The sequence below is a fragment of the Streptomyces flavofungini genome, assembly GCF_030388665.1.
In the GTDB taxonomy this organism is placed as follows: domain Bacteria; phylum Actinomycetota; class Actinomycetes; order Streptomycetales; family Streptomycetaceae; genus Streptomyces; species Streptomyces flavofungini_A.
The window spans coordinates 6,891,656-6,917,420 of record NZ_CP128846.1 but is presented as its reverse complement, the minus strand read 5'-3'; the positions used below and the strand labels follow the sequence as shown (position 1 = coordinate 6,917,420).

Genomic DNA, 25,765 nt, shown 5'->3' with positions numbered 1-25,765 from the left:
GCACATGGCGGACGATCCCTTCGTCATCGGCGGCCTCACCCTGTCGTCGCGACTGATCATGGGTACGGGCGGTGCGCCCAGCCTCGACGTCATGGAGCGGTCACTCGTCGCGTCCGGGACGGAGCTGACGACCGTCGCGATGCGACGGCTCGACCCCGGCGTGCAGGGCTCCGTGCTGTCCGTACTCGACCGGCTCGGCATCCGGGTCCTTCCGAACACGGCGGGCTGCTTCACCGCGGGCGAGGCCGTCCTGACCGCGCGCCTCGCACGGGAGGCGCTCGGCACCGACCTGGTGAAGCTCGAGGTCATCGCGGACGAGCGCACGCTGCTGCCCGACCCGGTGGAGCTCCTCGACGCGGCCGAGGTCCTCGTCGACGACGGCTTCACGGTGCTTCCGTACACCAACGACGACCCCGTACTCGCCCGGAAGCTGGAGGACGTGGGCTGCGCCGCCGTCATGCCGCTCGGCTCCCCCATCGGCTCCGGGCTCGGCATCCGCAACCCGCACAACTTTCAGCTCATCGTGGAGCAGGTGAGCGTGCCGGTGATCCTGGACGCCGGGGCCGGTACGGCGTCGGACGCGGCGCTCGCCATGGAGCTGGGCTGCGCCGGGGTGATGCTCGCGTCGGCCGTGACACGGGCCCGCGAGCCCGTCCTGATGGCCGAGGCGATGCGCCACGGAGTCCTGGCCGGACGCCTGGCGTACCTGGGCGGCCGCATCCCGCGACGGCACTTCGCCGAGGCCTCGTCCCCCACGGACGGCCGAGCGGCCCTCGACCCGGAACGCCCGGCGTTCTGACCCGCCCCCGGCGACCGGAGCCGCCCACACGTGACGGTGGTCCCGGGGCGCGCGGAGGACGGCCTCGCGCCGGGGCCGTCAGCGACGGGCGGGCGCGGGGGTGCCGAGGTGGAGGAGAGGTCGCCCCGGGCACGGGGTGGTCCGGCGTCGGTCACAGGTGCGCTGCAGTCTCGCTGGTCCGCCGCCCGCGGGGGCAAGCCCCGAGGCCCCGCCTCGTAGACTCCCTCCGTGGACACGACCCTCAAGGACCCCCTCGTCGGGCAGGTGCTCGACGGCCGCTATCGCGTCGACGGACGGATCGCGGTCGGCGGGATGGCCACGGTCTACCGGGCCGTGGACACCCGCCTCGACCGCCTGCTCGCCCTGAAGGTGATGCACCCGACGCTGGCGGCCGACGCCTCCTTCGTCGACCGTTTCATCCGCGAGGCCAAGTCGGTGGCCCGCCTCGCGCACCCGAACGTGGTCGGGGTCTTCGACCAGGGCACCGACGGCCCGTACGTGTACCTGGCGATGGAGTACATCGCCGGGTGCACGCTCCGCGACGTGCTGCGCGAGCGCGGCGCCCTGCGCCCCCGCGCCGCCCTGGACATCCTGGAGCCCGTGCTCGCCGCCCTCGGCGCCGCGCACCGCGCCGGGTTCGTGCACCGCGACATGAAGCCGGAGAACGTCCTCATAGGGGACGACGGCCGGGTGAAGGTCGCCGACTTCGGGCTCGTACGGGCCGTGGACTCCGTCACGAACACGACGGGCACGGTCCTCGGCACGGTCTCCTACCTCGCGCCGGAGCAGATCGAGCACGGCACGGCCGACACCCGCGTCGACGTGTACGCCTCCGGGGTCGTCCTCTACGAGATGCTCACCGGCGCCAAGCCGCACGGCGGCGACTCCCCCGCCCAGGTGCTCTACCAGCACCTCAACGAGGACGTACCGCCGCCCTCCGCCGCCGTTCCCGGCCTCGCCTACGAACTCGACGAACTGGTCGCGTCGGCGACCGCGCGCAACCCCGACCTGCGCCCCCACGACGCGGTGGCCCTCCTCGGGCAGCTGCGCGAGGCACGCTTCGCGCTCACCGAGGCGCAGTTGGACGCGATACCCCCGCAGGCCCGCGGCTCCGAGGGCGGGCAGCACGGCCACGCCGGCTCCGAGGACCGTACGAGCGTCATCCCGCGCGCGGCACGCTCCGTACAGCTGCCCCTGCCCACCGCGGACGAGCCCGAGCACCCCGCGCCGCCGCAGGACCCCCGCGCCTCCCTGCGGCCGGGACCCGGCCCCCGGCAGGACGGCCTCAGCCACACCAGCGTGCTGCGCACCCCGCCGCCGGGGCCGCCCCCGTCGGCGGCCCCCGCCTCCCCCGCGGCACGGTTCCGGCGGCAGCTCAACACCCGTCGCGGGATCACCGTCGCGGTGGCCGCCGTCCTGCTGGTCCTCGGGCTCGGTGCGGGCGTCTGGTACATCAACTCGGGCCAGTTCACGACGGTCCCGGCGCTCCTTGCGAAGACGGAGGCCGACGCGCGCAAGCGTCTCGACGACGCCGGTCTCGACGTGCGCAAGGTCGAGCGCGCCTACAGCGACACCGACAAGCGCGGCACGGTCATGGCGACCGACCCCGGTGTCGGCGACCGCATCCGGCACAACGGCAAGGTGACGCTGACCGTCTCCCTCGGCCCGGAGACCGTCAAGGTGCCGGACCTCGAGGGCACCCCTCTGGACAAGGCGAAGGACGAGCTGGACGACGCGGGCCTCGGGGCCGGCATGGTCACGAAGGCCTTCAGCGAGGACGTCGAGAAGGGCGCCGTGATCAGCACGGACCCGGGCGCCGGGAAGGTCCGCAAGGCGGGCTCGGCCGTCGCGCTCGTCGTCAGCAAGGGCCGCGCGGTCGAACTTCCCGACGTCACCGGCGAGTCGGAGAGCGACGCCCGCGCGGAGCTCGAGGAGGCGGGCGTGAAGGTGCGGATCGCCCCGGAGCGAGTCACCTCCGACGAGGACAAGGGCACGGTCGTCAAGCAGTCCCCGCGCGGGGACAAGACGGTCGCCGAGGGCGACACGGTCGAGCTGACGATCTCCAAGGGCCCGCCGCTGGTGGAGGTCCCGGACGTCGAGGGCATGAGCGTCGACGAGGCCAAGGACGAGCTGGAGGCGGCCGGCTTCGAGGTCAAGGAGGACCGCGGCCTGCTCGACATCTTCGCGGACAAGGTGAAGGACCAGTCCGTGGACGGCGGCGACAAGGCTCCCAAGGGGTCGACGATCACCATCAAGATCGGCTGAGCCAGGGGGGCGGGGCCCCGCGCCCGGCCCCGCCCCCGCCCCGTGCCACCCTGGACCGGGTGAGCACCGAGAAGTCCCCCGACTCCCCCAGCACCCCCGTGTCCGCCCCCACCGCGCGGGCCCCCCGCAACCCCGTCGGCAGCCACGTCCCCGTCGCGGGCGGCCTCGCCTCCGTGGGCCTCGCCTACGCGCGCGACCTCGCCGCCGAGACCGTGCAGGTCTTCGTGGCCAACCCGCGCGGCTGGGCGACCCCGCCCGGGAACCCGAAGCAGGACGAGGAGTTCCGCGCCGTCTGCGCGGCCGAGGGCATCCCCGCCTACGTACACGCTCCCTATCTGATCAACTTCGGCTCGCACACCGAGGCGACGGTGGAGAAGTCGGTGGAGTCGATGCGGCACTCCCTGCGCCGCGGCCGTGAGATCGGCGCGCTCGGGGTCGTCGTGCACACCGGTTCGGCGACCGGTGGCCGGGAGCGGAAGGTGGCGCTGCGCCAGGTGCGGGAGCGGGTGCTGCCGCTCCTCGACGAGCTGACCCACGACGACGACCCGTTCCTGCTCCTGGAGTCGACCGCCGGGCAGGGCGCCTCGCTGTGCTCGCGCACCTGGGACTTCGGGCCGTACTTCGAGGCCCTGGACGCCCACCCCAAGCTCGGCGTGTGCCTGGACACCTGCCACATCTTCGCCGCCGGGCACGACCTGGCCGGACCCGGCGGCATGAAGCAGACCCTCGACCTGCTCGTCGACACGGTCGGGCCCGGCCGCCTGAAGCTGGTGCACGCCAACGACTCCAAGGACGTCGTCGCCGCCCACAAGGACCGCCACGAGAACATCGGCTCCGGCCACATCGGCGCCGACCCGTTCCGCGAGCTGATGACCCACCCGGCGACCGAGGGCGTGCCCCTGATCATCGAGACCCCGGGCGGCAAGGACGGACACGCGGCCGACGTGGCCCGCCTGAAGGAGCTGCGGGACGCATGATCCTCCCCTCTTGAGGAATACCCCCTAGGGGTATACGGTTCCTGTCATGGCAGGAGCCGCTGCTCGACGTTGGGGGATTTCTCATGCAGCACGACACGCACGCCGGACACCAGGGCCCCAATGGCCATGAAGGTCACGAGGGTCACGGCGGTCACGGCGGACACGCAGGCCACAGCCACAGCGGTCAGCACGGCATGGGCAAGGTCAGCTGGTCCATGGCCGCCCAGGCCACCTTGCACTGCCTCACCGGCTGCGCCATCGGCGAGGTCCTCGGCATGGTGATCGGCACCGCGCTCGGCTGGGGCAACGTGCCGACGATGATCCTCGCGATCGCCCTCGCGTTCTTCTTCGGCTACGCCCTCACCCTGCGCGGCATCCTGAAGTCGGGCGTCGATTTCCGGACAGCGATCAGGGTCGCGCTCGCCGCGGACACCCTCTCCATCGCCGTGATGGAGCTGATCGACAACAGCGTGATCGCGCTCTGGCCCGGCGCCATGGACGCCCATCTCGCGGACGCGATGTTCTGGATCGTCCTCGCCATCGCGCTCGCCGCCGCCTTCGTGATCACCACCCCGGTCAACAAGTGGATGATCGGCCGGGGCAAGGGCCACGCGGTGGTCCACCAGTACCACCACTGACCCGGCCGGACACCGCAGGGCGAGGGCCTGGAGCCGCTACAGCTCCGGGCCGTCGCCCGGTTCCTCCTGGTAGGAGTAGCGCTGCTCGCGCCAGGGGTCGCCGATGTTGTGGTAGCCCCGCTCCTCCCAGAAACCGCGGCGGTCGGCCGTCATGTACTCGACGCCGCGGACCCACTTCGGGCCCTTCCAGGCGTACAGCTGGGGCACCACGAGCCGCAGCGGGAAACCGTGCTCCGCGGTGAGGAGTTCGCCGCCCTTGTGCGTGGCGAAAATCGTGCGCTCGGAGGCGAAGTCGGCCATGCGCAGATTGGAGCTGAAGCCGTACTCGGCCCAGACCATGACATGGGTGGCCTCGGGCGCGGGCGGCGCGAGCGCGAGGAGGTCACGGGCGAGCACCCCGCCCCATTCGGCGCCGAGCATGCTGAACTTCGTGACGCAGTGCAGATCCCCGACCACCGTGGCATACGGCAGGGCCGAGAACTCCTCGTGGTTCCAGCAGTGCTTCTCGCCGTCGGCGGTGGCGCCGAAGACCCTGAACTCCCAGCGCTCGGGGCGGAACTTGGGCACAGGGCCGTAGTGCGTGACCGGCCAGCCGCGCTGCAGCCGCTGCCCCGGCGGAAGATCCGGTTCCGCCACGTCTCGAGATGTGCGACCCACCGGCTGACCCATGGCTCCATCCTGACAGACGGCGAGCGGTGGACGTGACCAGGTATACGTGGATTCGGGCAACTCCTACTAAGCATGCACTTACTGGACGGCCCCGGACGCCGATGCAAAGATGCGCGCTACCTGCCCAGTCACCCGCTTGGAAGGAGCCTCTGCGATGCAGGGCGACCCCGAGGTCATCGAATTTCTCAACGAGCAGCTGACCGCCGAGCTGACCGCGATCAATCAGTACTTCCTGCACGCCAAGATGCAGGACAACTTCGGTTGGACGAAGCTCGCCAAGTACACCCGGTCCGAGTCGATCGACGAGATGAAGCACGCGGAGGTGCTGACCGACCGGATCCTCTTCCTCGACGGTCTGCCCAACTACCAGCGGCTGTTCCATGTGCGCGTGGGCCAGACCGTCACCGAGATGTTCAAGGCGGACCGCCAGATCGAGGTGGAGGCGATCGACCGCCTCAAGCGCGGCATCGAGGTGATGCGCGCCAAGGGCGACATCACGTCCGCGAACATCTTCGAGTCGATCCTCGAGGACGAGGAACACCACATCGACTATCTCGACACCCAGCTCGAGCTGGTCGAGAAGCTCGGCGAGCCGCTGTACATCGCGCAGCTCATCGAGCAGCCGGAGAGCTAGGCCGAGCCCGGGAGCGCCTAGGCGGCCTCCGGGAGCTCCTCCCGCTCCGGAGCCTTCGGCGCGGCCGGGATCCCGGGAATCTTCGGCAGCTCCGCCTCAGGGACCAGCGCCACCGCCGGCTCGCCCTGGTCCACCAGCTCACGCCGCGGGCACGCGCCCCGGCCGAGCAGCGCCTGAATGCGGCGTACGCAGGAACCGCAGTCCGTGCCCGCCTTGGAGGCGGAGGCGATCTGGCGGGGGGTGCAGGCGCCGGCCTCCGCGTGCTTCTTCACCTGCTCTTCGGTGACCCCGAAACAGTTGCAGACGTACACGCGGTTCACCTCCCGAGGACTGGCTGACAAGGGGCGCCCGTCCCGATTGATCGGTGAGGCTAACCTAACCTTACCCGTGCCTTCGGCTGCGCAAAAGCCCGGGATACGCACGTGGGGCGCGGATCACATGGATCCGCGCCCCACACCTGCGCGACCAGGGAATACCCAGGTCAGCCGCGATCACTGGTCCCGGTACATCTCCGCCACCAGGAACGCCAGGTCGAGCGACTGGCTGCGGTTGAGCCGGGGGTCGCACGCCGTCTCGTAGCGCTGGTGCAGGTCGTCGACGAAGATCTCGTCGCCGCCGCCCACGCACTCCGTGACGTCGTCGCCCGTGAGCTCCACGTGGATGCCGCCCGGGTGCGTGCCGAGCGCCTTGTGGACCTCGAAGAAGCCCTTGACCTCGTCGAGCACGTCGTCGAAGCGGCGGGTCTTGTGGCCGGACGCCGCCTCGTAGGTGTTGCCGTGCATCGGGTCGGTGATCCAGGCGACGGTCGCGCCGGACGCGGTGACCTTCTCGACCAGCTCGGGGAGCTTGTCGCGGACCTTGTCCGCGCCCATGCGGGCGATGAAGGTCAGACGGCCGGGCTCACGGTCCGGGTCGAGGCGCTCGATGTACTGCAGCGCCTCCTCGGCCGTCGTCGTCGGGCCGAGCTTGATGCCGATCGGGTTGCGGATGCGCGAGGCGAACTCGATGTGCGCGCCGTCCAGTTGCCGGGTGCGCTCGCCGATCCAGACCATGTGGCCGGAGACGTCGTACAGATCGCCCGTGCGCGAGTCGACGCGGGTCAGCGCCGACTCGTAGTCGAGCAGCAGCGCCTCGTGCGAGGCGTAGAACTCGACGGTCTTGAACTCCTCGGGGTCCGTGCCGCAGGCCCGCATGAAGTTGAGCGCGTTGTCGATCTCGCGCGCGAGCTGCTCGTAGCGCTGCCCGGAGGGGGACGACTTCACGAAGTCCTGGTTCCAGGCGTGCACCTGGCGCAGGTCGGCGTAGCCGCCCGTGGTGAAGGCGCGCACCAGGTTGAGCGTGGACGCGGAGGCGTTGTACATCCGCTTCAGGCGCTCGGGGTCCGGGACGCGGGCCGCCTCGGTGAAGTCGAAGCCGTTGACGGAGTCGCCGCGGTAGGTCGGCAGGGTGACGCCGTCGCGGGTCTCGGTCGGCTTGGAGCGCGGCTTCGAGTACTGCCCGGCGATCCGGCCGACCTTCACGACCGGCACGGAGGCGGCGTACGTGAGGACGGCGCCCATCTGGAGCAGGGTCTTGAGCTTGGCCCGGATGTGCTCGGCGCTCACGGCGTCGAAGGACTCGGCACAGTCGCCGCCCTGGAGCAGGAACGCCTCTCCCTTGGCGACGGACGCAAGACGGGCGCGCAGCTGGTCGCACTCGCCCGCGAAGACGAGCGGCGGATACGACTCGAGGTCCGCGATCACATCGCGCAGAGCCTCGGCATCGGGGTACTCGGGCTGCTGCGCCGCGGGCAGGTCTCGCCAGGTCGCCCTGGCGGCGACGGCTTGGGAATCAGCGTTCACGGTCACCCCGTAAACCTTACGGGGTCCCGCCCAGTGGTTTCGCCTCTGCCCGTCAGATGAGACGACCGGGTGCGGCCCAGAGGCCGCACCCCGGCGCCCCCGCGCGCGCGGGGAGGACACCGCCCCGATCCGCAGCAGCGTCTTGAGCTCGGGACCACCCCCGCGTCGGCGGGGTGAAGGTGTCTCAGCAAGTGGAACGGCCGAGACCTCACGCGGCCACGGTCCGCCCCGCCCGCTCCCCCGCGCTCGGCGCCGCCAGGGCGAACGCGCGATGCGTGCGGCGCAGCATGAGGCGCGCCATGAAGGGGTGCCCGAGCCGGACGACGCCCCAGTAGAGGCGGCCGCGCCGGCTGTCGGGGCGGGCGTAGGTGCTGAGGGTGATGTGCTCGTCGTCGACCAGGATCGAGGCGCGTGCGGTCAGGCCCGCGATGTCGACCCGGAGCAGCAGCTCCCCGTCGGCGCACCCGAGCCGGGGGAAGTCCTCGCGGAGCATGGGGGCCCAGGCGCGCGGGTCGCGGGGCAGCCCTGGGAGCATCCGCATGCGGTACGCGTCCTGGTAGACGGGACGGTCGAGGGCGCCGCGCAGCAGCCGGGCGCCTTCGGGGACGGCGACCGTCTCGGGCCGGTCCCAGTCGAGGGCGTTCAGCAGCCGCACCCACCGCGACCAGCGCGTGGGGTGCGCGCAGTGACCTACGGCCGCCCGCTCGGCGTTGTCGAGGACCTCCTCGACGATCGTGTCGTGCAGGGGCCGGACGACCGTCGGCCACAGGAGGCGGTCCAGGCCCCGGGGCTCGGTCTCCAGGACGTGCCGGACGCGGCAGCGCCGCTCCCCCAGGGGCTCGACGGAGATCTCGTGGAAGCCGTTGTCCGGGGCGGTGAAGTCGAAGCGGACCCGGTGGCCCGGCTCGTACTCCGCGACCCCGTACCGCACCGGCCCGTGGCCGCCGCTCGCGCCCACCGCGAGCGGTCCGTCGAAGGTCATCGCGTCCCAGGCCGGGGTCGGGAAGAGCGGGTCGTCCGCGGCGGAGAGCCGGTCGATCAGTGCCCCTACGGCCGCCGCCGGGGCCTCGATCACTCGCTCGTGTTCATTGCGCACCACACCCATGACGTACCTCCATACGCTGGCGTATGGTCAACCGTACGGTAGCGTACGGTCATGGCGCAACGGCAGCGGAAGACGGCGGCTACGGACGCGCGGAAGGCCTCGGCGAAGCCCCGGCTCTCCGCTCAGGACTGGGCCGACGCCGCGCTCACGGCCATCGGCGAGGGCGGCATCGCCGCGGTCGCCGTGGAGCCCCTCGCGGTCCGACTCGGCACCACCAAGGGCAGCTTCTACTGGCACTTCGCGAACCGTGACGCCCTGATCGAGGCCGCCCTTGAGCGCTGGGCGGAGATCAACACCGAGGGGATCATCAGCGAGGTCGAGGCGGAACCGGACATCCGCACCCGGGTCCGGCTCCTGTTCGCCGAGGCCATCAGCTCGGCGTCGTCGGACCCGCTGGAGGTCTCGCTGCTCGCGACCGCCTCGCACCCCAAGGTCGCCGCGGCCCTGCGGCGGGTCACCGAGCGCCGGGTGGCCTACGTCGCCGAGCTCTTCGCCGCCCTCGGCTTCCCCGCGGCCGAGGCGCGCCGCCGCGGGCTGCTCGCGTACGCGGTCTACCTGGGCCACGCCCAGCTCGGCCACGCGGCGCCCTCGGTGCTGCCCGGCGAGGACGAGTTCGGCGCCTATCTGGACGAGGCGCTCGACGTGCTGATGACCCGCCCCTGAGACGCACCGCCGTCCCCGGTCCTCGATGCGCTAGGGTGCGGGCATGTTCGCGCACTCGACCCAGAACTGGTGGTGGCCCGCTTCTCCGGCGGCCCACTGACTGCGCGTACCCAGACATCGCGAAGGCCGCCCGAGGGGCGGCCTTCGGTGTTTCCGGCAGCGTTCCGGACCGGCCGTTCCTCTCCCACCCCGTTCACGGAGCAAGGAACAGCCCCATGGATCCGCAGAACCCGCTGACCGACGACCGTCCGTCTCCCCCCACCGCCCTCGACCGACTGCTCCACGACCAGACCCCTTTCGCCCTGCTGCGCCGCCGCACCCCCGGCCGCGACCACGACACGGTGGAGGTCCTGCGCGGGCCCGTCACCACCTGCGAACGCCTCGCCGACCTGCCCGAAGGTCTCGCCCTCATCCCCTTCCGGCAGATCAGGGAGCGCGGCTTCGAGGTGACCGACGACGGCACGCCGCTCGCCGTCCTCACGCCCGATGAGACGTACGAGCTGCCGCTCGCCGAGGCCCTCGCGGCGCTGCCCGACCACGAGGTGCGCGTGACGGAGGGCGCCTTCGACGTGAGCGACGAGGCGTACGCGCGGACCGTCGGCCGGGTGCTGCGGGAGGAGATCGGCGCCGGTGAGGGCGCGAACTTCGTGATCCGGCGGACGTACCGGGGCGAGATCCCCGGGTTCGCACGGGCCGACGCGCTGGCGCTGTTCCGCAGGCTGCTCGTGGGTGAGCGCGGGGCGTACTGGACGTTCGTCGTGCACACCGGGGGCGAGGACGGCAGGACGCTGGTCGGGGCGAGCCCGGAGGTGCATGTGCGGATGTCAGGAGGCAGGGGTGGGCGCGAAGCGCCCTCGGTCGAGGGCGGTGGTGGGAGACGGGCGGGCGGGACGGTCGTCATGAACCCGATCAGCGGGACGTACCGCTATCCGCAGCAGGGCCCCACGGTCGACGGCCTGCTGCGTTTCCTCGCCGACGGCAAGGAGGCCGAGGAGCTGTCGATGGTCGTCGACGAGGAGCTGAAGATGATGTGCACCGTCGGCGACCGCGGCGGAGTGGTCGTCGGCCCGCGCCTGAAGGAGATGGCCCACCTCGCGCACACCGAGTACGAGCTGCGGGGCCGTTCGTCGCTGGACGTGCGGGAGGTGCTGCGGGAGACGATGTTCGCGGCGACCGTCACCGGCTCGCCCGTGCAGAACGCCTGCCGGGTGATCCGGCGGCACGAGGCGGGCGGGCGCGGCTACTACGCGGGCGCGCTCGCGCTGATCGGCCGCGACGCGGGCGGGGCGCAGACCCTGGACTCGCCGATCCTGATCCGCACCGCCGACATCGACGCGCGCGGGACCCTGCGGGTGCCGGTCGGCGCGACCCTGGTGCGCGGCTCGGACCCGGCCGGGGAGGTGGCCGAGACACACGCGAAGGCGGCCGGGGTGCTCGCGGCGCTCGGCGTCCGGCCGGGGCGGCCGCGGCACGAGAGCGCGCGGCCCGCCCTCGCCGACGACTCCCGGGTGCGGGCGGCCCTGGACGGGCGGCGGGCCGGGCTCGCCCCGTTCTGGCTGCGGATGCAGGAGCAGTCGGCGGAGCTGACCGGGCACGCCCTCGTGGTCGACGGCGAGGACACGTTCACGGCGATGCTCGCGCACGTGCTGCGCTCGTCGGGCCTCGCGGTATCGGTGCGCCGCTACGACGAGCCGGGCCTCGCGGACGCGGCCCTCACGCACGCGGGACCCGTCGTCCTCGGCCCCGGTCCGGGCGACCCCGCCGACTCCGGGGACCCGAAGATGCGGTTCCTGCGGGCGCTCGCGGCAGAGCTGATCCGCGGCCACCGGCACCCGGTGCTGGGGGTGTGCCTCGGCCATGAGCTGATCGCGGCCGAGCTGGGCCTGGAGATCGTGCGCAAGGAGGTGCCGTACCAGGGTGCGCAGGCGACGATCGACCTGTTCGGGCGGGCGGAGACGGTCGGCTTCTACAACAGCTTCGTGGCGCGCTGCGACGAGGAGGCGGCGCTCGAACTGGCTGCGCACGGGATCGAGGTGAGCCGGGACCCGGCGAGCGGGGAGGTGCACGCGCTGCGCGGGCGAGGGTTCGCGGGGGTGCAGTTCCACCCGGAGTCGGTGCTGTCCCTGCGCGGGGCGCGGATCGTGCGGGAACTCCTCGGTCAGCTGGGGGGCGCGGCGGGCACCAGGACGTTCTCGGAGCGGCGGCCCGCCTGGTAGTCGAGGACGTTCTGGACGGTGGTGTCGATGATCTGGCCCACCGCGTCGACCGTGTAGTAAGCCTGGTGGGAGGTCACCACGACGTTCGGGAACGTGACGAGGCGGGCCAGGGTGTCGTCCTCGACGGCCTCCAGGGACTTGTCGAGGAAGAAGAGCCCGGCCTCGGCCTCGTACACGTCGAGGCCGACACCGGTGAAGCGGCCCGCGCGCAACTCGCTCACCAGCGCGTCGGTGTCGATCAGGCCGCCACGGCTGGAGTTCACCAGGATCGCGTCGTCCTTCATCGTGCGCAGGGCGCTCGCGTCGATGAGGTGGTGGGTCGCGGGGAGCAGCGGTACGTGCAGGCTGATCACGTCGGATTCGGCGAGGAGCTGCTCCTTGGCCACGTACTTCATGCCGAGCGCGACGCACGCCGGGTTCTCGGCGACGTCCCAGCCGAGGAGGTTCATCCCGAAGCCGTGCGCGATCCGGGTGAAGGCCTCGCCGATCTTGCCGGTGCCGAGCACACCGACGGTGCGGCCGCGCAGGTCCCGGCCCATCAGGCCGTTGAGGCGGAAGTCGAAGTCGCGGGTGCGGTTGGCGGCGCGGACGATGCGGCGGTTGACCGCGGTCGCCAGGGTCCAGGCGAACTCCGCGACGGAGTACGGCGAGTAGTACGAGACCCGGGCGACCGTCAGGCCCAGGCGCTCGGCGACCTGGAGGTCGATGTTGTTGAAGCCGGTGGAGCGCTGGGCGATCATCTGCGTGCCGCCGGCGGCGAGGGTCTGCAGGACGCGGTTGTTCAGGCTGGCGTTGACGCTCGTCGAGATGATCTCGTATCCGGCGGCGATGGGGGCGGTGTCCTCGTTCAGGAAGACGTCCAGGCACCGGATGTCGTGGTGCGGCGCGAAGGCCTTCTCGATGAGGGGTCGCTCGTCCGCCTGGACGCCGAAGGCGAGGATCTCCACGGTTGCTCCCGGTCTCGCGTGCGTTGCCCCCGCGCCGCCGAATATACGGTCCCGCCGCCGCGCCCGCCGCCCGAAGGCGCGAGCCGGCCAGAAGACCGGTCGTGCGGGTCAGCCGAAGAAGACGCCCACCTCCTGGTAGAGGGCGGGCTCGACGGTCTTGAGCCTGGCGGTGGCGTCGGCGATGGGGACGCGGACGATGTCCGTGCCGCGCAGGGCGACCATCTTGCCGAAGTCGCCGTCGCGCACGGCGTCGATCGCGTGCAGGCCGAAGCGGGTGGCGAGCCACCGGTCGAAGGCGCTCGGGGTGCCGCCCCGCTGGACGTGCCCGAGGACCGTGGTGCGGGCCTCCTTGCCGGTGCGCTTCTCGATCTCTTTGGACAGCCACTCGCCGACACCGGAGAGCCGCACGTGCCCGAAGGAGTCGAGGGTGCCGTCCTTGAGGACCATCTCGCCGTCCTTGGGCATGGCGCCCTCGGCGACGACGACGATCGGCGCGTACGAGGCCTTGAAGCGCGAGGTCACCCAGGCGCACACCTGGTCGAGGTCGAAGCGCTGCTCGGGGATGAGGATGACGTTGGCGCCGCCCGCGAGGCCGGAGTGCAGCGCGATCCAGCCGGCGTGCCGGCCCATGACCTCGACGACGAGGACGCGCATGTGCGACTCGGCGGTGGTGTGCAGGCGGTCGATGGCCTCGGTGGCGATGCCGACGGCCGTGTCGAACCCGAAGGTGTAGTCCGTGGCGGACAGGTCGTTGTCGATGGTCTTGGGTACGCCGACGACGTTGATGCCGTACTCGTCGGTGAGGCGGGCGGCGACGCCGAGGGTGTCCTCGCCGCCGATCGCGATCAGGGCCTCGACCTCGTACTTGGCGAGGTTCTCCTTGATCCGCCTGATGCCGTTCTCGGCCTTGAGGGGGTTGGTCCGCGAGGAGCCGAGGATGGTGCCGCCGCGCGGCAGGATGCCGCGGACGGCGGGGATGTCGAGCTGGACGGTGTCGCCTTCGAGCGGTCCGCGCCAGCCGTCGCGGAAGCCCACGAAGTCGTACGCGTACTCCTGCACGCCCTTGCGGACGACGCCCCGGATGACGGCATTGAGTCCGGGGCAGTCGCCGCCTCCGGTCAGAACTCCGACCCGCATGGAAATGTCCCTTCGCCGCGATTGCGCTGACGCGGGCCACGCTAATGGTGATCCGCGTCACTTCGGCATGGGACGAACCGTGAATTCCGGGGCGTGGTGCGGGAGTTGCGGTGGAGAGGAGGGATCCGGTTCACCCGAAGGAGGTCATCCCTCGGCGTCGGGCCCCGGTGTCAGGGCCCGGCGGGGTCGTCGGTGTCCAGGCCGCGCTCGATGGCGTACCGCACGAGTTCCACCCTGTTGTGGAGCTGGAGCTTGCCGAGGGTGTTCTGGACGTGGTTCTGCACCGTGCGGTGCGAGATGACCAGGCGTTCGGCGATCTGCTTGTAGCTGAGGCCCTTGGCGACCAGGCGCAGGACCTCGGTCTCGCGGTCGGTCAGGCGCGGGGCGCCCGGCTCGTCGGGGGTGGCGGGCGCGGGCTCGGAGGCCAGGCGCCGGAACTCGCCGAGGACCAGGCCCGCGAGGCCGGGGGTGAACACGGCGTCGCCGACGGCGGTGCGGCCCACGGCGTCGATCAGCTCGGCGGTGGACGCGGACTTCAGGAGGTAGCCGGTGGCGCCGGACTTGACCGCCTCCAGGACGTCGGCGTGCTCGCCGCTGGCCGACAGGACCAGGACGCGCAGGGCGGGGTTGGCGCCGACGAGTTCCTTGCAGACCTGCACGCCGGGCTTCAGCGGCAGGTTCAGGTCGAGGACGAGGACGTCGGGCGCGGCGGCCTGGGCGCGGCGCACGGCCTGTTCGCCGTCGCCCGCGGTCGCCACCACGTCGAAGCCGGACTCGGCCAGGTCCCTGGCGACGGCGTCGCGCCACATCGGGTGGTCGTCGACGACCATGACCTTGACCGGCGCGGCGCCGTCCGGCCCGCTCCCCCCGGCCGCCGCCCCCGCCGCGGACTCCTGGTGCTGCTCGTGCTGACCGCTCATCGCTCCGATTCCGCCTTCCCCCGTGCGTCCCGCGCGGTGCGCGGGACTCTCAGTTCCACTTCCGTGCCCTGGCCCGGCACCGAGATCAGCTCGGCCGTGCCCCCGATGTCCCGCAGCCGCCCCCTGATGGACAGCGCGACTCCGAGCCGCCCCTCCCCCTCGGCCTGGGCGAGCCGCCCCTCCGGGATGCCGGGGCCGTCGTCGCGCACCGTCACGACGACGGCGTCGGGCTCGTCCTCGACCAGGATCCAGGCGCGGGCGTCCGCCCCGGCGTGCTTGCGGACATTGTCCAGGGCGGCGCCGACCGCGGCGGTCAGCTCCCTGGCGGCGCGCGCCGCGAGCGGCACCGCGGCACCCGGTTCCGACAGCGTCACCTGCGACCCGGCGAAGGGCGCGAGGAGCAGGCGCAGGTCGCAGCTCGCCGCGCCGGTGGCGTCGTCGCCGCCGGGCGCCTCGGGGGCGTCGGGTTCCTCGACGAGCCGGACGACGGCGCCCTGGGAGACGTCCTCGGACGCGTACGAGGTGGGGATCAGGCCCCCGGCCACCAGGGTGCGCAGGGCGACCTCCTGCTCGCCCGCCATCCGACCGAGCTCGGCCGCCTCGCCGCCGATGGCGGTGCCGCGGCGCTGCACCATGGCGAGGACCTGGAGCACGCTGTCGTGGATGTCGCGGGCGAGGCGCTCGCGCTCGCGGGTCGCGGCCTCGATCTCCAGGGCGCGGGCGAGGGTGCGCTCCGAGGCCCGGGCGACCTCCACGACGTAGCCGATGGCGATGGAGGCGATGCAGACGAGCAGGACGTTGTGGACGGTGTCGCGGCTGAACGCGCCGCGCTGCACGACGTTGGCGACGCCCACGAGCAGCGAGGCGAAGGCCGCCCAGCGCCAACCGCCCTTGATCGCGAAGGCGAGCACGGACCCGGCCGTCCATATGGAAGGCAGCGTCGGCCCGCCCTCGACGACCCGCCAGTGCTCGACCGCGACCGGCGTGAGCAGGATGCCGGTGAGCGCGACCCCGAGGTCGACGGCGAGGAAGCGCTTGGTGCAGCTCGCGGCGCCGGAGACCTTGGGGACGGTGGCGAGGGTCCAGGCCGCGAGGAGGGCGTAGTAGCCGATGGCGAGCCAGGGGCGGGCGAACGCGGAGTACGCGGCGACGAAGAGCCCGATGGCGTACAGCATGGTCAGCACGCGGTACGCGGTCAGGGCACGCCACAGCGGCTGCTCGACCGACATTCGCATGACCTTTTCGCGCCTGGCCACTGCCCCCACCCCACGGGACGCCGTCGTGCGCCCCTCTCCACGGACGCCGTTACGCGCCGGACCGTTCCTTGGCGGCCGCTTCCTTCTTGGCCGCCTCCTTCTTGGCGGCCTCCTTCGCCGCCTTGGCCGCCTCGCTGAGCTGACGCTTCGCGGCGGTCGCGTAGATGTCGACGTACTCCTGGCCGGAGAGCTTCATGATCTCGTACATGACCTCGTCGGTCACGGCCCGCAGGACGAAGCGGTCGTGCTCCATGCCCTGGTAGCGGCTGAAGTCCAGGGGCTTGCCGATGCGGATGCCGGGACGCATCAGCTTCGGCATCACCTTGCCGGGCGGCTGGATCTTCTCGGTGTCGATCATCGCGACGGGGATCACGGGCGCGCCGGTGGCCAGTGCCACCCGGGCGAGGCCGCCGGGCTTGCCGCGGTAGAGGCGGCCGTCGGGCGACCGGGTGCCCTCCGGGTAGATGCCGAACAACTCGCCGCTCTCCAGGACGGCGATGCCGCTCTTGATGGCCGCCTCGCCCGCGCCGCGCGCGCCCGAGCGGTCCACCGGGAGCTGGCCGACGCCCTTGAAGAACGCGGCCGTCATCCGGCCCTTGATGCCGGGCGTCGTGAAGTACTCGGCCTTGGCGATGAAGGTGACCTTGCGGTCGAGGACCGCGGGCAGGAAGAAGGAGTCCGAGAAGGACAGGTGGTTGCTTGCCAGAATGGCGGGGCCCTCGGCGGGAATGTTCTCGAGGCCTTCCACCCAGGGCCTGAAGGCGAGCTTCAGGGGCCCTCCGATGGACAGCTTCATTGCGCCGTAGATCAAACCGAGTGCCTCCTGTGTCTGTGGATCAGACCATAACCCGAGTGGGACCCGCGCTCCTTCCGGAGCGGGGCCGACCGGCCCGGTCGGCGCGGGCGCCGGGCCCGTCCGGTATGCGCGATGGCCCTGGTCGGTGTCAGTCCGGTCGCGTACGGTGAAGTACCCCCAGCTCTCTCGAGAAGGAGACCGAAGGTGCCGGTCCTCCCCGGAGCCGAGCCGTACCGCCACGAGGGCGGCGAGGTCGGCGTCCTGCTGTGTCACGGCTTCACCGGATCCCCGCAGTCGCTGCGCCCCTGGGCGGAGCATCTGGCGGAGCGCGGCCTGACGGTCTCGCTGCCGCTGCTGCCCGGCCACGGCACCCGCTGGCAGGACCTCCAGGTCACGGGCTGGCAGGACTGGTACGCGGAGGTGGACCGCGAGCTGCGCGTCCTGACGGAGCGGTGCGCGGAGGTGTTCGTCCTCGGCCTGTCCATGGGCGGCGCGCTCGCGCTGCGGCTCGCCGCGCGGCACGGCGACGCGGTGCGCGGCGTGGTCGTCGTCAACCCCGGGAACAAGGTGCACGGTCTGGCCGCGCACGCCCTGCCGGTGGCCCGTTTCCTGGTGCCGACGACCAAGGGCATCGTCAGCGACATCGCCAAGCCGGGCTCGCGGGAGATCGGGTACGACCGGGTGCCGCTGCACGCCGCGCACTCGCTGCGCCGCTTCTTCCAGGTCGTCGACGCCGAACTGCCGCAGGTCACCCAGCCGCTGCTGGTGCTGCACAGTCCGCAGGACCACGTCGTGCCGCCCGCCGACTCCGCCCGCGTGCTCAGCCGGGTCTCGTCCACGGACGTCACGGAGATCCTGCTGGAACAGAGCTACCACGTCGCGACGTTGGACCACGACGCGGACCGGATCTTCGAGGAGAGCTTCTCGTTCATCGGCCGGCTCGCCCCCAGCGCAGGCAAAGAAGGGACGGCCACCGGTGGCTGAGCAGCACGACGCGGAGGAGAGCCGCGAGGACGACAGCCGCGAGCCGCAGGAGCAGGCGGTGCCGATCGACGAGGACGCCGCCTGGCGCGCCATCGTCGCCGGGTACGGCGAGGAGCCCGCGGACCCGCCCGGCGCCAAGCCGTTCAAGTCCGTGGAGGACCTGGCGCTCCTGGAGGCGGAGACCAACAGCCCCGCGGAGGGCGACACCGACGGCGCCGGGAGCGGCGGCAAGGACGCCGCCGACAAGGGGGACGAAGGGGCGGGCAAGGCGCTCGGCAGCTCCATCTCCTTCGCGCCCGGAGTGGGCGGCGCGGGCCCGCGCGACTACAGCGCGGCCGAGGCGTCCGAGGACGACTTCGACCCGGACGACGAGGGCCACTTCGTACCGCCCGAGCCGCCGCCGCTGCCGGAGGCGGAGGTCACCGCCAAGTTCGCCTGGCTCGCCGTCATCGGCGGCCCGCTGCTGCTTCTGCTCGCGGTGCTCCTCGGGTGGCAGATGACGTGGTGGCTGACGACACTCGGCATCGGCGGATTCCTGGGCGGGTTCGCCACCTTGGTCATCCGTATGAAGGGCGACGACGAAGAGGACGACGACCCCGGGCGGGGAGCCGTCGTCTGACCTCCGCCGGGCGCCGTCAAGCAGGCACCCGTAGCGCCGCCAGCACCGGCAGGTGGTCCGTCGCCGCGCGCAGGTCCGCGTCCGTCACGCCCTCCTGGCCCAGCGGCACCCCGCAGCCCAGGATCTCGATGCCCTTGGTGGCGAAGATGGCGTCGATGCGCTGGTGCGGGTCGGTCGGGGTGGAGGTGTACTCCCCGCCCCAGGGCTCGGTGGCCCAGCAGTCGCGCAGGCCGGTGGCGAGTCTGCGGAAGGAGCGGCCGTCGGGGCGGTCGTTGAGGTCGCCGCCCGCGACAGCGTGCTCCACGCCCATCCCGGCGAGCTGGTCGAGCAGCATCCCGCTCTGCTCGTAGCGCTCCTGGCTCTGCAGGCTCAAGTGGCAGCTCAGTACGCCGAGGCGGGCGCCGCCGAAGCGCACCACCGCCGTCGCGAAGCCCCGCCGGTGCAGGCCGGGCGTGAGCGGCAGGAGCACGTCCTCGGTGCGCTCGACCGTGGCCCGCAGGGAGCACAGCAGCGCGGGCCCGGCCGCGGTCCCGCCGCCGGAGAGCGTCACGAGGTCGGCGGCGCGGGCGAGCCGGGCCAGCTTCTTGCGCCACCGGAAGAACCGGGGCGCCTCCTGGATCAGGACTAGGTCGGGCGCGCACGCGGCGATGACGCGGGCGAGCGCGTCGGTGTCGTCGCGCATCGAGCGGATGTTGTAGCTGAGCACACGGACGACGGCCGAACCGTCCTGTTCGGTGCGGGAGTTGGGCAGCGTACGCGTCGGGTCGGTCGACATGGCGATCAAGATACGGGAAACGCCGGACGGGCCGGAGGATTCCGGCCCGTCCTGGGTCCCCGGTCGGCGCCGCGCGCCGAAGCTCACATGATGGGGTCGGGCTCCCGAGCCAGGTCGGCCGCGCCGACCAGGCCCGCCTTGTTGCCCAGCCGCGCGGCGATCACTTCCGCCTGCGGACGCCACTGCGCCCCGACGAGCCACCGCTTGAAGGACTTGCGGATCGGTTCGAGCACGAGCTCGCCCTCGTCGGAGAGGCCGCCGCCGACGATGAACGCCGACGGGTCGAACAGCGAGGCCAGGTCGGCGAGTCCGGCGCCGACCCAGCGGGCCAGCTCGCGGTAGGAGTCCACGGCGACCAGGTCGCCCTGGCGGGCGGCCATCGAGATGTGCTTGCCCTCGATGCCGTCGGGGGTGCCGTCGCCGAGCGAGAGCAGGTACTCGGCGTTCTCCGGGGTGGCGCTGGCGCGCTGCTTGGCGTATCGCACGAGGGCGCGGCCCGACGCGTACTGCTCCCAGCAGCCCTGGCTGCCGCAGCCGCAGAGCAGGCCGTCCGGGACCATCCGGATGTGGCCGAACTCGGCGGCGACGCCGAAGTGGCCGCGGCGCAGCTTGTTGCCGATGATGATGCCGCCGCCGAGGCCGGTGCCGAGCGTGATGCAGATGACGTTGCGGTGGCCCTTGCCGCCGCCGAACTTGTACTCGCCCCAGGCCGCCGCGTTCGCGTCGTTCTCGACGACGACCGGCAGGCCCACGCGCCGCTCGACCTCGTCCTTCAGCGGTTCCTGGCGCCAGTCGATGTTCGGTGCGAAGTAGACCGTGGAGCGCTGCCGGTTGACGTATCCGGCGGCGCCGATGCCGACGCCGACGATCTCGTGCCCGGCCCGGGCGCCCTCGACTGCGGAGGCGATCGCGTCGACGATGGCCTCGGAGGTGCCGGGGGTGGGCACCTTGAACGTCGACAGGATGTGACCGTCCTCGTCGACCACTCCGGCCGCGATCTTCGTGCCGCCGATGTCGACGCCGATGGTGAGTCCCATGAATCCCTCAGTTCGATCGAGCCCCGCTACGGCCCACCGTACCCGAGGGGGGGTCAGTCCAGATCGATGTGTTCCCCGGGTCCGGGGCCCTCGTCGCGGCGATCCGGACCGTCCGGGGCGGCGGAGGCGGTGCCGTCGCGCGTCCAGCGGGCCTCCTGACCGGTGACCGCGCTGCGGTAGGCGGCGAGCAGCTCCGCGCCGGCCGCCGCGAGATGGTCGAAGACGTCGGGGTTGCGCTCGATGACGGGCTCGACGGCGGCCTTCGCCTGCCGGACGACCTGCTGCACCGTCTCCTGCACGGCGCCCTGCGCGACCGCGCCGAGCAGCGGTGACTGGCCCCCCGACAGACTGGCGAGCTTGTCGGAGACGGCGTCGACGAGCTTGCGCAGCTCCTCGGCGGCGGATCCCGGCGGCGGCCCGTACTGGGCGCGGCGGCGGGCCTTCTCCGCCGCGAGGTCCTCGGCGCAGGCCGTGGCCCACGCGTCGGCGTCCGCGGGGGCGGGCTCGGGGCGCTCCGGCTCGGACGCGTCGCGCGCGTCGCGCTCGATGGCATCGCTCATGACGGGCTGACTCCTGCGCAGGGCCGACGAATTCGTACTCTCGACGTTACCCGAACGGCGGCAGGCCGTTCACCGGGTCCGGGGCCACAGGTCCGGGTCGGGGGCGAAGCGGATCCGCAGAGTGGCGTCGCGCAGGGCGGCGCCGGTGACGGTGCAGCGGCGCAGCGCGGAGGGCAGCGGAACGATCCGCCGGAACGCTCCCGCGGTGATGACGAGTTCGTCGCCGCGCCGGACCAGGTCGAGGTCCTCGCGGACGGCACCGGGCAGCGGGATGGACCAGTGCAGCAGGGAGTCCGTGGCGAGCGCGTCGGTGACGGGCCAGTCGACCGGGTCCGGGGCCGGTCCCGGACCGGGGGCGCCGAGGGCAGCGAGGTCGTCGGCGCCGCGGGGGTCCGGGCCGAGGTGGGGGATCTCGTGGGTGCGGTACGTGTGCGTCCACTCGCCGAGCGTCTTGTGCTGCTGGGCGCGCAGGGCGGTGAGCCAGGGTGCCGTGTCGGGGCCGTCGGGCGCGGGCAGGACGCGGTTGGCGAGGACGGCGTCGAGGGCCAGGCCGTGCAGGGCGAGGCCCGTGGCGGTGCGGGCCACGGCTTCGGCGCCGGCCGGTCCCGGCTCGGCGACCAGGCGGACGCTGGTCCCCGGGGCCTCGATCACGGCCTGCGCGGCGGCGAGCGCCGCGTCCCAGCGGTCGACTGCCTCGTACAGCGATCCGGCGGGCACGGGGACACCCGCGAGGCGGCCGAGGACCGGGCGCAGGGCGCGGGCCGCCCGCCGCTCCCGGGGCAGCAACCGGCGCAGGTAGCGGCGCAGTTGGCCGGGCAGGGCGAGGAGCGCGAGGGCGCGGGGGGCGGCGGGCAGGTCGACGACGACGGTGTCGTACGCCTCCGTGGCCGCGCGCAGGGCACCCAGGAGGGCGAGGTCCTCGGCGCCCGGCAGCGGGGTCAGCTCCTCGTCGTCGAGGCGGTCGGCGCCGAGCAGGTCCAGGGCCGGGCGGGCGTGCTCCTGGAGGGTGAGCAGGCCCGCGCGGAAGCCGGGGTCCGGGTCCGGGCGCAGGGCGGTCAGGCCCGGCGCGACCTGGACCGGGCGGGGCCCGGTGGGGGTGCCGAGGGCCGCGCCCAGGGTGTCGGCGCGGTCGGCGGACAGGAGCAGGGTGCGGGTGCCCTCGCGGGCGGCGGTGCGGGCCGTCGCGGCCGCGAGGGTGGTGCGGCCGGCTCCGCCGGGGCCGGTGAGGAGGAGGGTGCGCATGCGGTGGGACTCTACGTCGGCGGGGGCGGGGGTGGCCCGCCCCCCTCACCGCGGGCCGGTGCGCACGCCGCGCCGACGAGCTAGGCCTTGGTCTCCACGCGCTTCTTCAGGCCTGCCAGGGCGCGGTCGATGATGACCTTCTCCGCCTTGCGCTTGATCATGCCGAGCATGGGGATCTTGACGTCGACGGTCAGCTGGTAGGTGACCTCGGTGCCGGTGCCCGCGGGCTTCAGGAGGTAGGAGCCGTCCAGGGAGCGCAGCATCTGGGACTTGACCAGGGTCCAGGACACCTCGTGCGGGCCGCTCCAGGTGTACGCGAGGGTCTGGTCGTCCTTGATCGCTCCGGCGTCCATGACGAGCCGGACCTGTTCGGCGCGGCCGGAGTCGTCGGCCTGGAGGACCTGGGCCTCCTTGACCTCGCCGGTCCATTCCGGATAGCGGGCGAAGTCGGCGATCACGTCCATGACGTCGGCCGGTGCCGCCTCGATCGTGATGCTCGAGCTGGTGTATTCCGCCATCGCGGTGGCTCCTCCAGATGCGGTCCGGTGCGGGGGCTTGTGTCTGCCCGCTGAAGGCTACCGCGCACGCGACCTGCGACGGTCACCCCGTCCACGCCAACGCCCAGGGCCGCCCGGACCCCGCGAAGTGCCCGACGTTCACGCACTCGGTCGACCCGATCCGCATCCGGCTGACCAACGGCTGGTGCACATGGCCGAAGAGCGCGTACCGCGGCCGGGTGCGCCGGATCGCGTCGAGGAGCGCGCGACTGCCCCGCTCGAAGCGGCGCGCCACCGTGTCGTACACCAGCTCGGGCACCTCCGGCGGGATGTGGGTGCAGAGCACGTCGACCTCGCCGACGGCCTCGATCTTGGCGGCGTACTCCTCGTCACTGATCTCGTACGGCGTGCGCATCGGGGTCTTGAGGCCGCCGCCGACGAAGCCGAAGACGCGGCCGCCGATCTCGACGCGCTCGCCGTCGAGGACGGTGGTGCCGGGACCGGCGTATTCGCGCCACAGCCGCGGCATGTCGACATTGCCGTACGTGGCGTACGTAGGGGTGGGGAAGGCGGCGAACAGCTCGGCGTACTGCTTGCGGACCGCCCGCTCCACGGCCGGGCCGCGGTCGAGGCCCGCCCACAGCGAGGCGCCGAAGGCGCGGGCCTCCTCGAAGCGGCGGGCGGTGCGCAGCTCGACGAGGCGGGTGGCGTTCTCGGCGCCGAACAGGTCGGGGAAGATGCCGCGCGCGTGGTTCGCGTAGTCGAGGAAGAGGACCAGGTCACCCAGGCAGATCAAGGCGTCGGCGCCGTCCCCCGCACGGGCCAGGTCCGCGGCGTTGCCGTGCACGTCACTGACCACATGGACCCGGAAACCTCGCATGCCGGTCACCTTAGGACGGCGGGGCGGGGCCGACCAGGGCGGGGTGCCCGGGCGGGCGGGGGCGGCGGACCTGCGGTTACTTCCGAGTCAGGAAGAGCGTGGCGTACTGTGCGGTTCAGACCATAACGTCGTGTGACGCACGGAACATCTGGCCCGGCCCCCCTACCGAACCAGCCATACCGGTGGGTAACGTCCGGGCAGTCCAGTAGTGCTCAGCCCCTCAACGAAATCCCGAGGACCCCCAGAGCCCCCCGACTGAGCACCTGCCCGACCTTGGACCGCACCGTCGCATCGCACAACGTCGTGGCGTCGGCGCCCTATGTAGGAGCAGCAGTCTTGCGCGAGTTCAGCCTTCCGGCCCTGTACGAGGTCCCCGCGGACGGCAATCTGACCGACATCGTCCGCAGAAACGCCGCGCAGCACCCGGATGTGGCGGTCATCGGCCGCAAGGTGAACGGCAGTTGGCAGGACGTCACGGCCACGGCCTTCCGCGCCGAGGTGCGGGCCGCCGCGAAGGGCCTGATCGCGGCGGGCGTACGGCCCGGCGACCGGGTCGGCCTGATGTCGCGCACGCGCTACGAGTGGACGCTGTTCGACTTCGCGATCTGGAGCGCGGGCGCGGTCTCCGTGCCGGTGTACGAGACCAGCTCGGCCGAGCAGATCCAGTGGATCCTCGGCGACTCGGGCGCGGTGGCCTGCGTCGTGGAGACCGACACGCACGCCGCCGCCGTGGAGTCGGTGCGCGACCGCCTGCCGTCCCTCGTCCACATGTGGCAGATCGACCGGGACGGCGTCGAGGAGCTCAACCGGGCGGGCGCGGAGGTCTCCGACGAGACCGTCGACGAGCGCGGCGCCGTCGCGGGCGCCGACGACCCCGCGACCATCGTCTACACCTCGGGCACCACGGGCCGCCCCAAGGGCTGCGTGCTCACCCACCGCAGCTTCTTCGCGGAGTGCGGCAACGTGGTGGAGCGCCTGAAACCGCTCTTCCGCACCGGCGAGTGCTCGGTGCTCCTCTTCCTGCCCGTCGCGCACGTCTTCGGCCGCCTGGTGGAGGTGGCCGCCCTGATGGCCCCCATCAAGCTCGGCCACGCGCCCGACATCAAGCACCTCACCGACGAACTCGCCGCGTTCCGGCCCACGTTGATCCTCGGCGTGCCGCGCGTCTTCGAGAAGGTCTACAACGGTGCCCGCGCCAAGGCGCAGGCCGACGGCAAGGGCAAGATCTTCGACAAGGCCGCCGACGCGGCGATCGCCTACAGCCGCGCCCTCGACACCCCGGGCGGACCCTCGATCGGGCTCCGCGTCAAGCACAAGATCTTCGACAAGCTGGTCTTCAGCAAGCTGCGTGCCGTCCTCGGCGGGCGCGGCGAGTACGCCATCTCCGGCGGCGCCCCGCTCGGCGAGCGCCTCGGTCACTTCTTCCGCGGCATCGGCTTCACCGTCCTGGAGGGCTACGGCCTCACCGAGTCCTGCGCCGCCACCGCCTTCAACCCCTGGGACCGGCAGAAGATCGGCACCGTCGGGCAGCCGCTGCCCGGCTCCGTCGTCCGCATCGCCGACGACGGCGAGGTCCTGCTCCACGGCGAGCACCTGTTCTCGCGCTACTGGAACAACGAGGCCGCCACCGAGGAGGCCCTCGCCGACGGCTGGTTCCACACCGGGGACATCGGCACCCTCGACGAGGACGGCTATCTGCGGATCACCGGCCGCAAGAAGGAGATCATCGTGACGGCCGGCGGCAAGAACGTCGCTCCCGCCGTCATCGAGGACCGCATCCGCGCGCACGCGCTCGTCGCCGAGTGCATGGTCGTCGGGGACGGACGGCCCTTCGTCGGGGCGCTCGTCACCATCGACGAGGAGTTCCTCGTGCGGTGGGCCGCCGAGCACGGCAAGCCGGCCGGGGCCTCGGCCGCCTCCCTGCGGGAGGACGCCGACCTGCTCGCCGCCGTCCAGCAGGCGGTCGACGACGGGAACGCGGCGGTCTCCAAGGCCGAGTCCGTCCGGAAGTTCCGGGTGCTGCCGGCCCAGTTCACCGAGGAGTCCGGGCACCTCACGCCTTCGCTGAAGCTGAAGCGGAACGTTGTCGCCAAGGACTACGCGGACGAGATCGAGGCGTTGTACCGGGGGTGAGGTTCGGGGCGTCGCCGGGGCCCCCGGTCCCGCCCCTTCCCGGAACTGGGGCTCCGCCCCGGCCCCCGCTCCTCGAACGCCGGAGGGGCTGGAACCCAGCCGCACATTGTCCAGCCCGTCCGGCACTGGAGGGCGAGGCGCGGAGCGCCGATAGCGGGGGCCAGGGGGCGCGGCC

Annotated in this window: 26 protein-coding genes; 11 read left to right on the top strand and 15 right to left on the bottom strand. The window is 72.4% G+C overall.

All coding sequences use genetic code 11. The features are described 5' to 3' along the window. Window positions 1–4: 4 nt before the first annotated feature. The 4 genes from QUY26_RS29580 to QUY26_RS29565 all read left to right on the top strand — a co-directional run bounded on the left by QUY26_RS29580 (window position 5) and on the right by QUY26_RS29565 (window position 4,679). The gene (locus QUY26_RS29580) at window positions 5–799 is read left to right on the top strand and encodes a thiazole synthase (RefSeq protein WP_289951907.1); all 795 of its coding nucleotides are present in this window, start codon (window positions 5–7) and stop codon (window positions 797–799) included. Window positions 800–1,027: 228 nt separating this feature from the next. Next, entirely contained in the window at window positions 1,028–3,064 is a 2,037-nt protein-coding gene (gene pknB, locus QUY26_RS29575; protein ID WP_289951905.1) for a Stk1 family PASTA domain-containing Ser/Thr kinase, read from the top strand. 59 nt (window positions 3,065–3,123) lie between these two features. After that, window positions 3,124–4,041, top strand: coding sequence for a deoxyribonuclease IV (locus tag QUY26_RS29570; RefSeq protein WP_436840426.1), 918 nt, complete (start codon window positions 3,124–3,126; stop codon window positions 4,039–4,041). A 194-nt stretch (window positions 4,042–4,235) separates the two neighbouring features. Then, window positions 4,236–4,679: a DUF4396 domain-containing protein gene (locus tag QUY26_RS29565; protein ID WP_289951903.1), complete on the top strand. Its 444-nt coding sequence runs from the start codon at window positions 4,236–4,238 to the stop codon at window positions 4,677–4,679. Between the two features lie 36 nt (window positions 4,680–4,715). Here QUY26_RS29565 and QUY26_RS29560 read toward each other — a convergent pair whose 3' ends face one another. Continuing rightward, complete coding sequence (locus QUY26_RS29560; RefSeq protein ID WP_289951901.1) at window positions 4,716–5,348, bottom strand: sulfite oxidase-like oxidoreductase; 633 nt, start codon at window positions 5,346–5,348, stop codon at window positions 4,716–4,718. A 154-nt stretch (window positions 5,349–5,502) separates the two neighbouring features. Between QUY26_RS29560 and bfr the strand changes: the two genes are divergently transcribed. Further along, window positions 5,503–5,982, top strand: a complete 480-nt coding sequence (bfr, locus tag QUY26_RS29555) for a bacterioferritin (RefSeq protein ID WP_289951900.1) — start codon at window positions 5,503–5,505, stop codon at window positions 5,980–5,982. 17 nt (window positions 5,983–5,999) lie between these two features. On the opposite strand, the gene QUY26_RS29550 is transcribed toward bfr, so the two are convergent. The 3 genes from QUY26_RS29550 to QUY26_RS29540 form a co-directional block, all read right to left on the bottom strand. Continuing rightward, entirely contained in the window at window positions 6,000–6,293 is a 294-nt protein-coding gene (locus QUY26_RS29550) for a (2Fe-2S)-binding protein (protein ID WP_289951898.1), read from the bottom strand. A gap of 180 nt (window positions 6,294–6,473) precedes the next feature. Beyond that, window positions 6,474–7,829, bottom strand: coding sequence for a class II 3-deoxy-7-phosphoheptulonate synthase (locus tag QUY26_RS29545; protein ID WP_289951896.1), 1,356 nt, complete (start codon window positions 7,827–7,829; stop codon window positions 6,474–6,476). Between the two features lie 202 nt (window positions 7,830–8,031). After that, window positions 8,032–8,928, bottom strand: coding sequence for a DUF2867 domain-containing protein (locus QUY26_RS29540; protein WP_289951895.1), 897 nt, complete (start codon window positions 8,926–8,928; stop codon window positions 8,032–8,034). Window positions 8,929–8,979: 51 nt separating this feature from the next. On the opposite strand from QUY26_RS29540, the gene QUY26_RS29535 reads away from it, so the two are divergent. The 3 genes from QUY26_RS29535 (at window position 8,980) to QUY26_RS29530 (ending at window position 11,807) form a co-directional block, all read left to right on the top strand. After that, window positions 8,980–9,591, top strand: coding sequence for a TetR/AcrR family transcriptional regulator (locus QUY26_RS29535; RefSeq protein ID WP_289951893.1), 612 nt, complete (start codon window positions 8,980–8,982; stop codon window positions 9,589–9,591). 43 nt (window positions 9,592–9,634) lie between these two features. Further along, a complete protein-coding gene (locus QUY26_RS40995) occupies window positions 9,635–9,691 on the top strand; it encodes a trp operon leader peptide (RefSeq protein ID WP_107062014.1) in 57 nt (18 codons plus the stop codon). A 115-nt stretch (window positions 9,692–9,806) separates the two neighbouring features. Continuing rightward, window positions 9,807–11,807 (top strand): anthranilate synthase family protein, encoded by a 2,001-nt coding sequence (locus QUY26_RS29530; RefSeq protein ID WP_289951891.1) that lies wholly within the window; start codon window positions 9,807–9,809, stop codon window positions 11,805–11,807. Here the strand turns inward: QUY26_RS29530 and QUY26_RS29525 are convergent. The 5 genes from QUY26_RS29525 to QUY26_RS29505 all read right to left on the bottom strand — a co-directional run bounded on the left by QUY26_RS29525 (window position 11,750) and on the right by QUY26_RS29505 (window position 16,875). Next, on the bottom strand, window positions 11,750–12,754 hold the full coding sequence (locus QUY26_RS29525; RefSeq protein WP_289951889.1) for a 2-hydroxyacid dehydrogenase: 1,005 nt from the start codon (window positions 12,752–12,754) through the stop codon (window positions 11,750–11,752). The two genes, QUY26_RS29530 and QUY26_RS29525, sit on opposite strands and share 58 nt — an antisense overlap. A gap of 108 nt (window positions 12,755–12,862) precedes the next feature. After that, complete coding sequence (locus QUY26_RS29520; RefSeq protein ID WP_289951888.1) at window positions 12,863–13,891, bottom strand: 6-phosphofructokinase; 1,029 nt, start codon at window positions 13,889–13,891, stop codon at window positions 12,863–12,865. Window positions 13,892–14,061: 170 nt separating this feature from the next. After that, window positions 14,062–14,721, bottom strand: coding sequence for a response regulator (locus QUY26_RS29515; RefSeq protein WP_289956162.1), 660 nt, complete (start codon window positions 14,719–14,721; stop codon window positions 14,062–14,064). Between the two features lie 86 nt (window positions 14,722–14,807). Further along, the gene (macS, locus tag QUY26_RS29510; protein ID WP_289951885.1) at window positions 14,808–16,067 is read right to left on the bottom strand and encodes a MacS family sensor histidine kinase; all 1,260 of its coding nucleotides are present in this window, start codon (window positions 16,065–16,067) and stop codon (window positions 14,808–14,810) included. A 49-nt stretch (window positions 16,068–16,116) separates the two neighbouring features. Then, on the bottom strand, window positions 16,117–16,875 hold the full coding sequence (locus QUY26_RS29505) for a lysophospholipid acyltransferase family protein (RefSeq protein WP_289956160.1): 759 nt from the start codon (window positions 16,873–16,875) through the stop codon (window positions 16,117–16,119). 192 nt (window positions 16,876–17,067) lie between these two features. Here QUY26_RS29505 and QUY26_RS29500 point away from each other — a divergent pair, with 192 nt between their 5' ends. Together QUY26_RS29500 and QUY26_RS29495 are read left to right on the top strand one after the other, a co-directional pair. Next, the gene (locus QUY26_RS29500; RefSeq protein ID WP_289951883.1) at window positions 17,068–17,847 is read left to right on the top strand and encodes an alpha/beta hydrolase; all 780 of its coding nucleotides are present in this window, start codon (window positions 17,068–17,070) and stop codon (window positions 17,845–17,847) included. Continuing rightward, on the top strand, window positions 17,840–18,466 hold the full coding sequence (locus QUY26_RS29495; protein WP_289951881.1) for a hypothetical protein: 627 nt from the start codon (window positions 17,840–17,842) through the stop codon (window positions 18,464–18,466). Before QUY26_RS29500 ends, QUY26_RS29495 begins: the two co-directional genes overlap by 8 nt. Window positions 18,467–18,482: 16 nt before the next feature. Here the strand turns inward: QUY26_RS29495 and QUY26_RS29490 are convergent, their stop codons facing one another. The 6 genes from QUY26_RS29490 to QUY26_RS29465 all read right to left on the bottom strand — a co-directional run bounded on the left by QUY26_RS29490 (window position 18,483) and on the right by QUY26_RS29465 (window position 23,457). Then, window positions 18,483–19,241: an endonuclease/exonuclease/phosphatase family protein gene (locus tag QUY26_RS29490; RefSeq protein WP_289951880.1), complete on the bottom strand. Its 759-nt coding sequence runs from the start codon at window positions 19,239–19,241 to the stop codon at window positions 18,483–18,485. Between the two features lie 83 nt (window positions 19,242–19,324). After that, entirely contained in the window at window positions 19,325–20,278 is a 954-nt protein-coding gene (locus QUY26_RS29485) for an ROK family glucokinase (protein WP_289951877.1), read from the bottom strand. A 53-nt stretch (window positions 20,279–20,331) separates the two neighbouring features. After that, the gene (locus tag QUY26_RS29480; RefSeq protein WP_289951875.1) at window positions 20,332–20,838 is read right to left on the bottom strand and encodes a DUF5304 domain-containing protein; all 507 of its coding nucleotides are present in this window, start codon (window positions 20,836–20,838) and stop codon (window positions 20,332–20,334) included. Window positions 20,839–20,907: 69 nt separating this feature from the next. After that, entirely contained in the window at window positions 20,908–22,080 is a 1,173-nt protein-coding gene (locus QUY26_RS29475; RefSeq protein WP_289951873.1) for an ArsA family ATPase, read from the bottom strand. A gap of 80 nt (window positions 22,081–22,160) precedes the next feature. Then, the gene (locus QUY26_RS29470) at window positions 22,161–22,598 is read right to left on the bottom strand and encodes an SRPBCC family protein (RefSeq protein ID WP_289951871.1); all 438 of its coding nucleotides are present in this window, start codon (window positions 22,596–22,598) and stop codon (window positions 22,161–22,163) included. An 82-nt stretch (window positions 22,599–22,680) separates the two neighbouring features. After that, complete coding sequence (locus QUY26_RS29465; protein ID WP_289951870.1) at window positions 22,681–23,457, bottom strand: metallophosphoesterase family protein; 777 nt, start codon at window positions 23,455–23,457, stop codon at window positions 22,681–22,683. Between the two features lie 336 nt (window positions 23,458–23,793). Here QUY26_RS29465 and QUY26_RS29460 point away from each other — a divergent pair, with 336 nt between their 5' ends. Continuing rightward, window positions 23,794–25,590: an AMP-dependent synthetase/ligase gene (locus QUY26_RS29460; protein WP_289951868.1), complete on the top strand. Its 1,797-nt coding sequence runs from the start codon at window positions 23,794–23,796 to the stop codon at window positions 25,588–25,590. Window positions 25,591–25,765 lie beyond the last annotated feature (175 nt).

What these genes read in the sequence shown, in the direction of transcription:
- QUY26_RS29580 (WP_289951907.1), top strand. Translation starts at nt 5, where the DNA reads ATGGCGGACGATCCCTTCGTCATCGGCGGCCTCACCCTGTCGTCGCGA.
- QUY26_RS29465 (WP_289951870.1), bottom strand. Translation starts at nt 23,457, where the DNA reads ATGCGAGGTTTCCGGGTCCATGTGGTCAGTGACGTGCACGGCAACGCC.
- QUY26_RS29530 (WP_289951891.1), top strand. Translation starts at nt 9,807, where the DNA reads ATGGATCCGCAGAACCCGCTGACCGACGACCGTCCGTCTCCCCCCACC.
- QUY26_RS29480 (WP_289951875.1), bottom strand. Translation starts at nt 20,838, where the DNA reads ATGAGCGATGCCATCGAGCGCGACGCGCGCGACGCGTCCGAGCCGGAG.
- QUY26_RS29490 (WP_289951880.1), bottom strand. Translation starts at nt 19,241, where the DNA reads ATGTCGACCGACCCGACGCGTACGCTGCCCAACTCCCGCACCGAACAG.
- QUY26_RS29485 (WP_289951877.1), bottom strand. Translation starts at nt 20,278, where the DNA reads ATGGGACTCACCATCGGCGTCGACATCGGCGGCACGAAGATCGCGGCC.
- QUY26_RS29560 (WP_289951901.1), bottom strand. Translation starts at nt 5,348, where the DNA reads ATGGGTCAGCCGGTGGGTCGCACATCTCGAGACGTGGCGGAACCGGAT.
- QUY26_RS29475 (WP_289951873.1), bottom strand. Translation starts at nt 22,080, where the DNA reads ATGCGCACCCTCCTCCTCACCGGCCCCGGCGGAGCCGGCCGCACCACC.
- QUY26_RS29565 (WP_289951903.1), top strand. Translation starts at nt 4,236, where the DNA reads ATGGGCAAGGTCAGCTGGTCCATGGCCGCCCAGGCCACCTTGCACTGC.
- QUY26_RS29535 (WP_289951893.1), top strand. Translation starts at nt 8,980, where the DNA reads ATGGCGCAACGGCAGCGGAAGACGGCGGCTACGGACGCGCGGAAGGCC.
- QUY26_RS29470 (WP_289951871.1), bottom strand. Translation starts at nt 22,598, where the DNA reads ATGGCGGAATACACCAGCTCGAGCATCACGATCGAGGCGGCACCGGCC.
- QUY26_RS29520 (WP_289951888.1), bottom strand. Translation starts at nt 13,891, where the DNA reads ATGCGGGTCGGAGTTCTGACCGGAGGCGGCGACTGCCCCGGACTCAAT.
- QUY26_RS29515 (WP_289956162.1), bottom strand. Translation starts at nt 14,721, where the DNA reads ATGGTCGTCGACGACCACCCGATGTGGCGCGACGCCGTCGCCAGGGAC.
- QUY26_RS29540 (WP_289951895.1), bottom strand. Translation starts at nt 8,928, where the DNA reads ATGGGTGTGGTGCGCAATGAACACGAGCGAGTGATCGAGGCCCCGGCG.
- bfr (WP_289951900.1), top strand. Translation starts at nt 5,503, where the DNA reads ATGCAGGGCGACCCCGAGGTCATCGAATTTCTCAACGAGCAGCTGACC.